The sequence below is a fragment of the Sphingomonas sp. genome (genome assembly GCF_032114135.1).
Lineage (GTDB): Bacteria > Pseudomonadota > Alphaproteobacteria > Sphingomonadales > Sphingomonadaceae > Sphingomonas.
Window position 1 is genome coordinate 2,514,009 of the sequence record NZ_DAMCTA010000001.1, and the last position, 13,128, is coordinate 2,527,136.

At 64.0% G+C, this 13,128-nt stretch carries 13 protein-coding genes; 4 read left to right on the forward strand and 9 right to left on the reverse strand.

Annotated features, from left to right (window positions below):
• Nucleotides 1-66: 66 nt before the first annotated feature.
• The 3 genes from RT655_RS11915 to RT655_RS11925 all read right to left on the reverse strand — a co-directional run bounded on the left by RT655_RS11915 (nt 67) and on the right by RT655_RS11925 (nt 2,587).
• Nucleotides 67-654: a LuxR C-terminal-related transcriptional regulator gene (locus tag RT655_RS11915; protein WP_313536849.1), complete on the reverse strand. Its 588-nt coding sequence runs from the start codon at nt 652-654 to the stop codon at nt 67-69.
• A 299-nt stretch (nt 655-953) separates the two neighbouring features.
• On the reverse strand, nt 954-1,220 hold the full coding sequence (locus RT655_RS11920; protein WP_313536850.1) for a hypothetical protein: 267 nt from the start codon (nt 1,218-1,220) through the stop codon (nt 954-956).
• A gap of 599 nt (nt 1,221-1,819) precedes the next feature.
• Nucleotides 1,820-2,587: an N-acyl amino acid synthase FeeM domain-containing protein gene (locus RT655_RS11925; protein ID WP_313536851.1), complete on the reverse strand. Its 768-nt coding sequence runs from the start codon at nt 2,585-2,587 to the stop codon at nt 1,820-1,822.
• Between the two features lie 274 nt (nt 2,588-2,861).
• Here RT655_RS11925 and RT655_RS11930 point away from each other — a divergent pair, with 274 nt between their 5' ends.
• Together RT655_RS11930 and RT655_RS11935 are read left to right on the forward strand one after the other, a co-directional pair.
• Nucleotides 2,862-3,488: an FxDxF family PEP-CTERM protein gene (locus tag RT655_RS11930; RefSeq protein ID WP_313536852.1), complete on the forward strand. Its 627-nt coding sequence runs from the start codon at nt 2,862-2,864 to the stop codon at nt 3,486-3,488.
• 832 nt (nt 3,489-4,320) lie between these two features.
• A complete protein-coding gene (locus RT655_RS11935; RefSeq protein WP_313536853.1) occupies nt 4,321-4,947 on the forward strand; it encodes an FxDxF family PEP-CTERM protein in 627 nt (208 codons plus the stop codon).
• A 468-nt stretch (nt 4,948-5,415) separates the two neighbouring features.
• On the opposite strand, the gene RT655_RS11940 is transcribed toward RT655_RS11935, so the two are convergent.
• The 6 genes from RT655_RS11940 to RT655_RS11965 form a co-directional block, all read right to left on the reverse strand.
• Entirely contained in the window at nt 5,416-6,429 is a 1,014-nt protein-coding gene (locus RT655_RS11940; RefSeq protein ID WP_313536854.1) for a zinc-binding alcohol dehydrogenase family protein, read from the reverse strand.
• A 99-nt stretch (nt 6,430-6,528) separates the two neighbouring features.
• The gene (locus RT655_RS11945; protein WP_313536855.1) at nt 6,529-7,419 is read right to left on the reverse strand and encodes a LysR family transcriptional regulator; all 891 of its coding nucleotides are present in this window, start codon (nt 7,417-7,419) and stop codon (nt 6,529-6,531) included.
• 50 nt (nt 7,420-7,469) lie between these two features.
• On the reverse strand, nt 7,470-8,306 hold the full coding sequence (locus RT655_RS11950) for an SDR family oxidoreductase (protein ID WP_313536856.1): 837 nt from the start codon (nt 8,304-8,306) through the stop codon (nt 7,470-7,472).
• 19 nt (nt 8,307-8,325) lie between these two features.
• Nucleotides 8,326-8,628 (reverse strand): putative quinol monooxygenase, encoded by a 303-nt coding sequence (locus tag RT655_RS11955; RefSeq protein ID WP_313536857.1) that lies wholly within the window; start codon nt 8,626-8,628, stop codon nt 8,326-8,328.
• 8 nt (nt 8,629-8,636) lie between these two features.
• Nucleotides 8,637-9,761 carry an L-dopachrome tautomerase-related protein gene (locus RT655_RS11960; RefSeq protein ID WP_313536858.1) on the reverse strand — a complete coding sequence of 375 codons (1,125 nt, stop codon included), beginning with the start codon at nt 9,759-9,761 and terminating at the stop codon, nt 8,637-8,639.
• A gap of 20 nt (nt 9,762-9,781) precedes the next feature.
• Nucleotides 9,782-10,345 carry an ester cyclase gene (locus RT655_RS11965; protein WP_313536859.1) on the reverse strand — a complete coding sequence of 188 codons (564 nt, stop codon included), beginning with the start codon at nt 10,343-10,345 and terminating at the stop codon, nt 9,782-9,784.
• 269 nt (nt 10,346-10,614) lie between these two features.
• On the opposite strand from RT655_RS11965, the gene RT655_RS11970 reads away from it, so the two are divergent.
• The gene (locus tag RT655_RS11970; protein ID WP_313536860.1) at nt 10,615-11,340 is read left to right on the forward strand and encodes a glycine betaine ABC transporter substrate-binding protein; all 726 of its coding nucleotides are present in this window, start codon (nt 10,615-10,617) and stop codon (nt 11,338-11,340) included.
• Between the two features lie 362 nt (nt 11,341-11,702).
• Nucleotides 11,703-12,593, forward strand: a complete 891-nt coding sequence (locus RT655_RS11975; RefSeq protein WP_313536861.1) for an alpha/beta hydrolase — start codon at nt 11,703-11,705, stop codon at nt 12,591-12,593.
• The last annotated feature ends 535 nt before the right edge of the window (nt 12,594-13,128 follow it).

Consider the following 13,128-nt stretch of genomic DNA (forward strand, 5'->3'; position numbering starts at 1 on the left):
ATACTGCGCCGGGACGTGTGCGCAACATGAATCATGGTTCCGCAGGATTGCAGCAACCGCAGAGGCTTAGAACCCGGCTTGGATGGCGAGCCGCATTGCCTCTCCGGCTGTGGAGACTCCCAGTCGCCGAACGAGCGCACCACGGTGCATTTTGATCGTCCGTTCCTTCAAACCCAGCGCTTCTCCGATTTGCCGGTTCCGCATGCCCTTCGCCATCAGTCTCAGAACCGCCTGCTGCTGCGGGGTCAGACGAGCAATGCGCTCCGCTTCCGATTCGAGCGCAGCGCCATTTCCCCGTTCCCCGACTGCCATCTGGGTGCCCATGAAATAAGCCAGATCGCCACTGTCGTCGAAGATGGGGGTCACCATCACAGCGTTGACGAAGCTGCTCCCGTCCTTCCGATAGTTCAGCAGCTCCACCACCAGAGGCGTGGCGGCAGCAATTCCGCGGGCGAGGGCAGCTGAGCGGGAGGGCTCGGTCGCCGGGCCCGCCAAAATCCGACAGTTGCAACCGATTAGCTCAGCTTCCGCATAACCTGTCAGCGCCTCGAAGGCCCGATTTGCCGCGATGATGGGATTGTCGTCTGCACGGGGGTCGGTGAGAACTGATGCAATCGGCGAAAGCCGAATGGAGCGGATCAACGATTTTTCCATTTCAACGCAGCTCACGAGCTCCCATGCGGCGTCTCCGCCTGTTTGATTTCAGCCGTTCTATAACCGAGCAACTGCGGTCCGTCCCGTCATGCCGATCCGTAAGAAAGTGGGTGGCCCTTGATACGCGGGCGGCCAAGGAGGCACGAGAATGAAGCTGCGGCGCGCTCACTTCCCGCAGTTCAGGAAACTCAACACACTCGCCAGTAGCGATCATGAGCGAACAGCGCCCAGTCGGCGCTGCCCACGGCTGTAAGCGGGTGTCTTGTAATCAGCGACGCAACCTTCGCCAAGATGACCATTCATGCATTCTCGGCCGCGCTCGGCGTCGAGCTAACGGCACCGCCCTCCTTGCTGTAGGCTGCGTGCTCTACGGCACTTAACGCAACATCACAGCTAAACCCGTCGGTCTCCTCGACCCGGAAGCTCATCAGGTCCGGCACGATCCTGGCTGCCTTTATGCCGCGATCCCGCCCCCTGAGGCGGATCAGGACCGTATAGCCATCTTCCAGAGCTGTGATGGCCTTCATGATAATCTCACGGCCCGCCGTCGTTTCTTCACCGGACATGATGTCTCCCGTGGCTTTCAAATGCTTGCCCACCCTATTGAACGCCCGTTTGGCATTACGGCTCCTGACGCGGAGGCCGCCGGCTTGCTGGAGCTGGTCTGTCCTTGTTTGAAGGGGACGAGTATGCGCCCAATTGCCGCCATTCAGCGGACTGATCGACACTCCCGAAAGCGGACGCAAACGGGGCGACCTCTGGCGGCTCCGCTGGGGGCCGGTCCCGGGTTCGCGAGCGGTCCGGGTGGGGGGGAAAGGGAAAACGGCAACTAGTTTGAGGCTCCTAGGTGCATAAGGGCCCATACCGCATGCTCGTTTGCACACCTTGGTATTGAACGACGCAAGATAACTCGCTCTGATCTCGCAACCTTTTTCGACCACGCTCGTTTTTATGTTCCCTGAACAGTGTACTAGGTCACGCAGTTGGCGGGCTCTCGCACCCCCCGTCCGTCGACTGGTAGAAGAGCCCGCCGAGCTTCGCAGCCGGCGGGCTCTTTTGCGCTGTCGAAAAGCGGTCTCCTAAACTGCCAGCTACTCGATCGCCTAGGTCTTCAGTGATGCGATGAAGCCACCCACAACGCGAGCTGGCACAACCCAGGTGCGGTTTATGCCTGCCCAGAGGGATAGCGATCGATGGCGCGAGTACCCTCAATCTCATCGAGAGCCATGGCCAACGCCGCTTCTTCGCCTTCCCGCAGGAAATAAGGATACAGCGATCGTGAATTGCTTCTGTCCCCTTCCCTGTGGCTGCTGATGTTCGCCCTTATCGCATCGACGCTGAGCCAGAGCAGATGGGAAGGCGCATTTACGCTTTCATTTGTGCGGGCGTCTCCCACAGGGCGAAAGCCTAGCATGGCTTCGTAGAAGGCTCGATGCCGAGGGTTCACTTCGATGAAGAGGTCTGTGCACTGGTGTTTTGCTGATCCGAAAATCAGCACTGCGTGGAACAGGTGGGCCAATCGGGGCCGAGCCGGAGTGGACGCGTCAAAGGCGAACTTGGTCAGCTCACAAATGCTGGAGCCTGGAGCGGCACGAAAGGCGTCTAGGACATCTCCGAAGGTACGGTCAGCGGCAAGGCCAGCAGCGCCGTCGACCGTCAGTGTGAGAGTGCCGACCAACCCTTCCGTCGAGGCGGCGAGGAATGTTGTGCAACCCTCCCCCTCGGGAATCTGGTGATCGCGGCCATAACCCCGCCAACCATACATTCTGTTCAGCAGGTCCGCTGCTTGAGATCGTTGCTGACAACTTGTGGCGATCTGAATCCCAAACTCCGCTAGGGCCCCGCGTGGTGTCTTGTGCAGCCATTCTGTCGCCAACGTTCCGCTTGCCGCTGACGCACGTCCGGCAACCGCATTCACTGCGTCCAATGTCATGAAAAGCCCCGTCATTTTGCTCTCGACCCGAGCAACCGGTACCGCGACGGCGTAACGTTTGCGCTAAGGGCCCACCGCATCTCGGCCATACCGTGCTGAAAACACGGCAAAAATTCTGGAGAGCTGAAACGATGTGGAGAAATGCGGACTGCAGACGGCAAAGCGTATCCGCTGGTCGCATTTTTGCTGAATGGAACCAATTACTTAGCTAAGCGTTCGGCCCTCCGGCCGAACATCGTTAACGGCTTGGTAACCTTTTCAGGGAGTCTACTGTATGAAGCGCTATCTCGCGGCCGTTGCCGCCATTTCGGCGGGCCTTCTTGGCACGACCGCAGCCCAGGCTGCAACCACGATCATCACCCCGAGCTCGCAGCCGAAGGGCACGACTTTTGTTGTTTCGGGCGATCCGTTCTCCGGTCCGGTCGCTGCAACGTTCGGTCACACCGGCATCGCCAAGGGCGCTTTCACCGACATCTTCCAGTTCACGCTCGGCCAGGACGGCACCGGAAGCGGATCTGTCACGACCAGCGTGACCAAGACGGGCTTCCTGAAGTTCACTGACCTCGACATCACCTCGGTCGTCTTCAACGGCATCACTGCGGCCAGCACGCTGTTCGACCTCGGCGGAAACGTCTGCTCTACCCGCGGCGTCGGTAGCTGCGGAGCTAGCGAGTCCTTCGCTCTCACGGATGCAATGGTTAAGGCTGGCGTGCTGAACTCCATCACCATCACCGGCGTTTCGCGCGGTCTCGGCTCCTATGGCAGCAACGCAACCTTCGATCCGTCGGCCGTCCCCGAGCCCGCCTCGTGGGGTCTCATGATCGGCGGCATCGGTGCGGCCGGCTTCAGCCTGCGCCGCCGTCGTTCCAGCAGCGCTCGCCGTTCGATCCAGACGGCCTGAAGTTAATCTGTGCTTTTGGTGCTGTTGCATCTTCTGGAGCAACAGCACCAAAGAGTGTTGGATCAGAAGCGCCTCTCGCAAAGTGCCAAAGCAGAAGGGCCCAGGTAGACACCCCTGGGCCCTTCGCTTGCCAGTCCACCTAAGGAATAGGCGGTGGTCAAGTTTGTTCAAAATAGACGACACCTCGTTCGCTGCCCCACCCCATTTAAGGGCGTCCGTTCTGAGGCGGGATGGAGAGGTCAGCTACAGCTAACCTGTACAACTGGCAGGATCGTCTGATCATGGCGTCCTCAGCAAACATGGTTAACCATCGGTTCTAGCGTATCCTGACTTGGTCAGAAGCGAAGGTCAAGCAGATCAGCGGTGAGTCGAGGGGACGCCAAGCCTGGGTGTTCTGAAGCCGCACGCAGCCGATCGTAGGAAGCACGCCAAGAAGGCTGGGAGCCGATCCCGCCCTCAACCATTACGTCGGTGAACGACGCCCGCAGCTGCTCGTCCACCTTACGGTGTTCCCAGGCCAACTAATCTTCGCAGAAGCCGCCGCCACAGGACGATGCCTCATCGGCCTGCCAGCGCAGCGAAGTGAATGGTTTTCTGCAAGTGATCGGAGGCGGCGAGACAGGGTGCTTCCGAGCCCTTTGGCTAATGAGGTGAGGAAAGGTGCAGCAGCTCGGATCTTTGGCCGCGACTTGAACGCTAAGTTCGACCTGCTCCATTTTGGGACAGGTCCCGCTAAAATGCAATCCAAGGTGGCGCAACCGAGGCCAAAGCCAAACGTTCCGGCGACATCAGGTTCGTTAACGAACTGTTAATGTAAGCAGGGAGAGTTTGTATGAAGCGCTATCTAGCGGCCGTCGCCGTGATCTCCGCAGGCATCCTCGGCGCGACTGCAGCCAATGCGGCAACCACGATCATCACTCCCGGCATCCAGCCTACGGGAACAACGTTCGTTGTCGCGGGCAATCCATTCTCCGGCCCTGTCGCCGCGACCTTTGGCCACACCGGCATTGCAGCGGGCGACTTCATCGATCTCTTCCAATTCACCCTCGGCCAGGACGGCACCGGAAGCGGGTCGGTGACGACCAGCGTAACGCAGACTGCGTTCCTGATGTCGACGGATCTCGACATCACCTCTGTTCTCTTCAACGGCATAACCGCAGAGCGGACGCTTTTCGACCTTGATAACAATGTATGCACGACCCGTGGGGTGGGTAGCTGTGGGGCTAGTGAGTCTTTCGCCCTCACTAACGCGATGGTGAAGGCCGGCGTGCTCAACACCATCACCATAACCGGCGTGTCACGAGGCCTTGGCTCTTACGGCGGCAACGCCACTTTCGATCCTTCGGCAGTCCCTGAACCCGCTACCTGGGGTCTCATGATCGCTGGTTTTGGGGCTGCGGGTTTTAGCCTCCGCCGCCGCCGTTCCAGCGACGCCCGCCGGATGGCTCAAGCGGGCTAAGGCCGGAATGACGCGCTTGGAGTTTCTGCAATCGCGCAAGCGAACGGCAGCAAAGCGCACGAGCTGAACGCTCCCATTGGATTGTAACGGGTCAAACGGGCTCAGGTGGACAAACCTGAGCCCCTGTCTTCCCGTTGCCCCGAAACCCAGATGCTGCGCCCGAAGCGCCCCTTACACCAAATCCATAAATCTGGACCGCGGGGAGGCGAGGCCTGGCCGAGCACGGCAGGAGGCAGGCGCTCGAGGCAGCTGCGCGCCCACTTCCCGTCATTAAGAGGTCGTAACCCACTTCCCAGAAGCGGACATTCCCTGCCCCTGGTTCGCAATTACCTCCGACGCTTCCGTGTTGATTGGCGACTAAGCGGGGAGGGGGCAGCGCAGTTGCAAGCACCGAAATGATCCAGGGGACTGATCTTGGTCCTATTTGCCGGCATGACCTGCCCAAAGCCATGCCGGCAATTGCGCTGATTACAGCGCGTCCAACACGGTCTTGCCGATCGCGCGGCCGCTTTCCAGCAGCGCATGCACCTGCTTGAGACTGGCTGCGTCGATGCCTGCCGCCCGCTCGCGCAGCGTCGTCCGCAGCACGCCCGCGTCAACGAGGTGCGCCACTTCCTCCAGCAGCCGGTGCTGCTCGATCATGTCGGGCGTGTGGAACATCGCGCGGGTGAACATCAGCTCCCAGGCAACGGTGATCGACTTGCGCTTCAGCGGCACGATGTCGAAGCTCTTGGGATCGTCGATGAGCGCGATGTGGCCCTGGGGCGCGACGATCTTGGGGAACAGCGGCAGGTAGCGGTCCGAGGCGGTGAGGCCGGCGACATAGTTGACTTCCGGATGGCCGATCCGGGCAAGTTCCTCGTCCAGCGGCTTGTGATGGTCGATCACATGATGCGCGCCCATCTGCTCCACCCAGGCGATCGTCTCCGGGCGCGAGGCGGTGGCGATGACCGTGAGGCCGGTCAGTCGCCGTGCCATCTGGATCAGGATCGAACCGACGCCGCCGGCGCCGTTGATCACGAGCAGGCTGCCCTGCGCCCGCTTGCGCCCATGCGGCACGTTCAGCCGGTCGAACAGCAATTCCCACGCGGTGATCGAAGTGAGCGGCAGCGCGGCGGCTTCGGCCCAGTCGAGGCTGTCCGGCTTGTGGCCGACGATCCGCTCGTCGACCGTGTGCAACTCGGCATTCGCGCCTGGGCGGGTGATGTCGCCCGCATAGAAGACCGCATCGCCCGGACGGAACAGGGTGACGGCGTCCCCCACCGCCTCGACGATGCCGGACGCATCCCAACCGAGGATCTTCGGGCCGCCTTCTGGCCCCGGGCTGCCGCCGCGGACCTTCACGTCGACCGGGTTGACCGACACCGCCTTCACGCGGACGAGGAGGTCGTGCGGACCGGGCGTGGGTGCGGGGACGTCCAGGTCGAGCAGCGCGTCTTCGCGGTCGATGCTGCCGGGCTGGTGGTAACCGATGGCTTTCATGTCGAACCTCCTGATGATCGTTCGCCCGTCAGATTGTCCATGCGAATGCGTAACGCCATGGCCAGTTCCGCACGACCGCCATGCGATGACGCATGCCCTTCAGAGTTCGCTAGGCAACGCGGCGCTCAGCGCGTCTACGAGCAACCGAAGCCGGCGCAACCGCCGCAGATCCTGGTGATAGCCGAGCCACAGGTCGCGCGGCGGCGGCGCCTCGCTTTCCAGTCGTGCGAGCGGCAGCTGGTCGCCGATTACCCGCGGCAGCACTGCCAGGCCTGCGCCGGCGACGCAGGCGGCCCCCTGTGCCTCGCGATTGTTGCTGCGGAAGGCAGGCATGGCAGCGGGCCATCGGCCACGCAGCCACGCGACGTCCGGGAGCTGATCAAGTGCGCTGTTCATCGTCACGAGCCGATGGCCGGTGCCGTCCCCGCTCGCGCGCGGATCGCCGCAGCGCTCCAGATAGGCGGGCGCTGCATAGAGCGCATAGCGGATGCGCAGGAAGCGGCGCTGGACGATGTCGCTGCCGGAGAAAGGCACGAAGCGCAGCACCAGGTCCGCCTCGCGCCGCTGAAGATCATAGAGGCGGGAATCGGCCAGCACCTCCACCACGAGGCCGGGATGCTCGATCGCGAAGCCGGCCAAGGGTGCCGCCAGCACGCGCGACGAAACCCAGTCCGAGGCGGAGAGCCGCAGCACGCCTTCCAGCCCGCGCGCGCCGCCGATCAGCTTGCGTTGCAGGGCGACCGCCTCCTCCGCCATCTGCTCGGCATGGACGAGCATTGCCTCTCCCTCGTCGGTCAGGCGAAAGCCGCCAGGCGTGCGCTGGAATAACGCCGCGCCGACCGTCGCCTCCAGGCTGCGCAGCCGACGGCCTGCCGTGGGCTGGCTGAGCCGCAGCCGCTCGGCGGCCGCGGTCAGCGTGCCCGTGTGGGCGATCTCGACGAACAGCTTCAGATCATCCCAGTCGAGGCGAAGCGTCGGTTCGGCGGTCATGCCGCTTCATCGCCGCGCGCGCGCGTCCGTACAAGATGCAGAACGCACGCTCATGCGGCGACGGCATCCGTGCGGGACGCGGTTTCCACCTGCGCACGCACCTGTTCCAGGCGGGCGGAAAGGGCGCGATCAAGGATCGACTGGGCGTCGCTGCCCAGCACCAGCCGCAGCGGCGCGGTCTCGTCGGATGCGCTCTCGATGATCGCTGTAGCCATCCGCTGGGGATCTCCGCCCGGCGTGCGGGCCGAATCCTTGAGGATATCGCGCAATTGCCCGATCGGGGTCTGGCGATAGGCGTCCAGGTCTACACCGAGGGCGGCGCTGGCGGCCGCGCGGAACCCCGTACGCGCCGCGCCTGGCTCGACGATCGTCACGCCGATGCCGAACGGCGCGACTTCCTGCGCGAGCGCGTCGAAGAAGCCCTCCAGCCCCCATTTGCTGGCGTGATACAGCGATGCGCCGCCATGCGTCGCCTGGCCGCCATAGGAGGAGATGGCGATCAGCCGCCCGCTGCCCTGCCGACGCAGATGGGGGAGTGCCGCGCGCGCCACTTCGATCGGCGCGAGAAGGTTGGTGGCGAGCTGGTCTTTGATCTGCTTGAGGGTGAGGCTCTCCGCCGCCCCGAAGAGGCCGTAGCCCGCATTGTTGACGACCGTGTCGATGCTGCCGAATACCGCGAACGCATCGTCCACCACGGCGCGCACCGTCTCGGTGGCGCGCAGGTCGAGCGTGGCGACGTGCAGTCGATCGGGGTAACGGGCGCGAAGATCGGCCACGCGCTCGATCGCGCGAACGGTACCGAATACGCGATCGCCGCGCGCGAGCAGGGTTTCGGCCAGCGCGCGGCCCAGGCCGCTGCTGATGCCGGTAATGAACCAGTTGGACATGCTGTTTCTCCTTCGCCGCTCAGGCGAGCCGGCGCAGGGTTTCGAGGCGGAGCGGTTCGGCGAGCAGTTCGTCGAAGCGCGCAGCGAGCGCGGTGAAGCTGGCGCCAGCGGTGTGAGCATCGATCGCGGCCTGATCCTCCCAGGCCTCCACCATCACCACCGTTCCCGGGTGCTCACGGCTGAGATGCGGCACATAGGCGATGCAGCCCGGCTCCTCGCGAACGGCGGGCACGACCGCAAGAACCGCGTCGATCAGCGCCTGCTCCTTGCCCGGTTTGGCGACGAGATGGGCGATGAGATGGATGTGGTCGGTGTCGGTCATGGATATCCTCACTTCAACAAGACCGGGCCGGCCCCGATCTTCACGCGCAGCAATTGATAGGGCGGCCTGCGCAGATCCTTGCCCTGATGGAAGCCGGGCTGGCCGTAGAGCTGGTTGGCCGTGAAATAGAGATAGCCGTCGGTGCCGACCGACAGCGTGTCCGGCCACAGGATGCGCGGGTCGCGCGCGATCGTCTTCCAGGCGCCGTCCGCGAAGCTGCGGATGGCGCCCTGTTCGTAATCGCCGGCGTAGATCACGCCGCGATCATCCTCGGCCAGGCCATCCGACGGCGCCTTGGGGCCAAGGTCGCGGATCGCGGCAGCGATGGTTGCGTCGTCGGTCGCCGGGTCCCGCAGCAGCGCTGTGGGCACGGCGTAGAAGTGGCGGCTGGAGAGCTCGCAGTAATAGAGCGTCGCTCCGTCCGGCGAGATGGCGATGCCATCCGTCGCCACCAGCCACGGGCTCGCCGCGCCGCCAGCGGGCCGGTTCATCAGCACCGCGCCCTCGATGCGCGGGGTGAAGCCCGGATCGGGCATGGTGCTGGCATGGCCGGACAGGCGGCGCAGTGCCTTGCCGCTGGCAAGATCGACGACGATGAGCCCTCCAGGGCCCTTCACCGAACTGTCGGTAATATAGGCGACGCCGGCCTCACCCTGGCGGAGATCGAAGCGGACATCGTTCAGATAGGTGGTGGGCAGCACCACATCGGGACCCAGCACGATCGTGCGGACGATCTTGTCGGTCGTCAGGTCGATCGCGACGAGCTTCGCGCCGCCGGCAATCGGCGCGGCGAAACCGGGCGCGGCGGTGTCGAGCACCCAGAGCCGGTTGGCACCGTCCGCGACGACGCTTTGCACGCTGAGGAAATGGCGAGCCGGGTCGCCCTTGGGATCGTTGGTCGCGGCATCGGGATAGGCGATCACCTTGCCGTCGCGAAGCTCGCCCACCGCGAAGGGCGGGTGATCTCCCCATTGGGGGTAGTTGAGGAAGATGCGCCCATTGGGGGCGATGGTAACGCCGGTGGGCATCGCCCCGGTGAGGTTGGCGACCACCTCCACTCTGGCCGGCTGGGCAAGGGCGGGTGCGGTGATGGCGGCGCTGGCAAGGGCCAGCGCGGTGGCGATATGCTTCATGGAGCTTTCCTTTCCCGGGCTCACCGCGCAGCCAAGCCGATCTGCTGGAGGAACGTCAGATTGTCCTCCAGATGCCAATTATCGGTGATGCGACCGTCACGGACGCGGACGATGTCCGTCGCGATGAAGTCCACCGGCTCGCCTCGCCCCTGCCGACCGCCGAAGCTGCCGGTGAAGTGGCCGGTGAAGCGCAGATGCGAGACGATGCGGTCGGCGACCACCAGCCGCTGCGCGACGGTGACCTTGAGGTCGGGCACGGCCGCGAGAAATGCCTTGGACGCGGCGGCGGGACCGCTGGGCCCCTGCGGCCTGCCGGCGGGCAGCGTATGGTCGACGAAGTCGGCACCGATTGCGCGGGCAAGCAGTGTAGCGCTTCCGTTCGCCCAGAAGCCGTAAAAGGCGTCCACTGGCGCGAGCAACCGTGCGCGCTCGGCGGTCGGCATATCGGCCGCGACGATCAGCTCCTGCGGACGGGTGGCAGCAATCGCGGCCTGGTCGTCCAGGCGCGCGGCCCCGGCGCTTGCCGGCAGCATGGCGGACGGGATGGCGGCGGCAACGGCAATCCTCGTGACATGGGTCTTCATGGCGTTGTCCTTTCGTTGCCGAGAACAATGGGAAGCCTTTCCACCGCGCTCCACGGCCAACCTCGCATGTTCACCATGCAGCGCTGCATGGGCGTCGCCTGGCTCCATCAGCCGCCATGCACCACCTGCACCGTGGACCACCATGGGCCTGCCTCCGGTAGGGGATGCGGCTCACCATGCGCCGACGCATGACCACCATTCGAAGCTGGCGATGCCCCTGGGGCGCAGGCGCGTGCACCAAGGGTGGACATCGAAAAGGAGATTCTGCCATGTCCGTCATCCGCGTCGGCCACATTGCGCTCGGCTTTCACGATGCGAGCGCACGCGTGGTCGAGTCCGTCCTCGAGCGCCACGGCCACCGCGTCGAGCGCTCTGCTGCACCTCATGAGGACATGTTCCGGCGCATGGGGCGCGGCGAGGTGGACCTGCTCGTCTCCGCCTGGCTGCCGGCGAGCCATGGCGCATATCTGGCGCCTTTCGAAAGTGACGTGCGCAAGCTGACCGTTCTCTACACGCCCTACTGCATCTGGGGTGTGCCGGACTATGTGCCGGCAGAAGTGGCAAGCGTTTCGGATCTGCTGCGCGCGCCGGCGCTCGAGCGGATGGAACGCCGCATCCAGGGGATCAACCCCGGCGCGGGCATCAGCCGCTTCTCGCAAGCGATCGTCGAGCGCTATGGGCTCGCGGCGGCGGGCTATCATTTCGAGACCGGCAACGAAGCCGATTGCTTCGACCGATTCGAAGGGGCGGTAGCGGAGAAGGCCTGGGTGGTGGTGCCGCTATGGCATCCGCAATATCTCCATGCCCGCTATACCATTCGTGCCCTGGAAGAGCCGCTGGGCCTCCTCGGCGGCACCGACGCGGCGACGCTGATCGTTCGCCGCGACGCCGAGGCTCGCGTTGGCGCAGCAGCCTTGGCGGATCTGGCGGCGCTGCAACTGGGCAATGCGCGGGTGAGCGCGCTTGAAGATGCGCTGGTGCGGAACAGCCGTTGATGTCGACTGGAAACACAACGATCCGGCGTGGAGAGGATAGCCGCCTCGAGAAGTGCCTCGCCGTCCGGTGTTACTGAACGCGGGCGGTGATGGTGACCAAGTGAACGTGTGAACATGGTCGCGAAGGCCGCGGACGGAAACGGCAGGGACACCAGGCAGCAGCGCGCCCCAAAGTCGGACATTCAGGGGGGCGATCGCCCTTCCTGAAAGCGGACGCAAACGGCGGGCCCTCAATCCTCGCGGTCGGCGGCTGGAAGTGGGTGGTTTCCCGACAGGCAGCTTTGCAGAAAATGTCTTCGAAGGCGGCCATTGTCATGCGTCCGTGCAGCCGCCTATGTTTTTGCTTTCGACCGGGAGCCAGCATGCACCAGACTCTTGTGGCGAAGCTCATCGCCTGCGTTGCTCTCCTCTCGCCCGCAACAGCTGCTATCAGCGACGATAAGGCGATCGACGGCCGTTTCGATGTAGGCGGGCGCTCCATACGGCTAGCCTGCAAGGGCGCAGGCAGTCCCTCCGTGGTGATCGACGCCGGGATGGGAACGGCACCTGTCGAAGACCCGGGCTGGAACGCAATCGCGGACCAAGTGGCCTCGACAACGCGAGTCTGCCTGTACGATCGCGCCGGTCTCGGCGGGAGCGATCCGGCACCAGCGGGGTCGCGCTCCAGCCTCGATTGCGCGGCTGACCTGCACGCCGCACTGTCCTCCGCCCGGATAGAGGGGCCCTACCTTCTGGTCGGCCATTCGGTAGGCGGGCTCCACGCGCAGGTGTTCGCCGCCAAATATCCATCCGACACCGCCGGGCTCGTGCTGGTGTCTACGACGCATCCCGATCAATTTTCGAAATGGCTAACGCTGTTGCCCGCGCCCGCCCAGGGCGAGGAAAAGGCTGTCACCGAGGCACGCTCCTTTCTTATCAGTATGCAGACGGATCCCAGCAAAAACGAAGAACGGCTGGATATGCGGGCAAGCGCGAGGCAGGCGCATCTCCTCACCTCGCTTGGCAGCAAGCCGGTCATCATCGCTACGCACAGCCCGCGCTTCCGCATGGTGCCCGGCTTGTCGGAGCCGCTTGCCGTCAAGCTGGAAGACGCAACGCAGCAAATGCAGCGCGGATATCTGTCGCTGTCGACCAATGCGCATCAGAACGTCGCCGAACGGGCTGGCCATGGCCTGCCGCACGAAGCACCGAAGTTCGTAGTCGACAACATTCTTCAAGGTGTCGCGGCGGTCCGGGAGCACGTAGTTCGATAATTGGCCGCGCGGCCGCCGCGCTCCGAGCCTGGCGCGAAAGCGTTTTGACTAGTCCGCTCAGAAAAACGCATTTCGTTTCATCTAATGACCGGGATTGGTCGGTAAAGGTCGCGCGGGGGAGGCAGGGACACCAGGCAGCAACGCGCCCACTTCCGGCCGTTAGAAGGTGCTCGACGGCTTCCCAGAAGCGGACATGGCGTGAGCCTGGTTCTCAATAGGTCCCGACGCGCCGGCAGGGGAGGGGGCACCCAGCTGCGCACCTACTCTCAGACGGCCAGCAAGGCGACTGATCGACCCAAAAGCGGACCCCGGCGAACGGCTCGCACATCCACCTCGCCCAGGTCCGGGAGTGGGACGAATCTGCCATCCGCGCAGGTCTCGCCAAAAGGCGGGATCAACCGAGAGCTGCCGCTTTCAAGCGTCGCGACAAGGAAGATATTGTGGTAATGGTCAAGCGTTCCTGAGATTGCATCGAGGCATCTTCAGAGAACCTACTCGCCAAGTTCGAGGTGCGAGACACTCGCCGCCAGTGCGT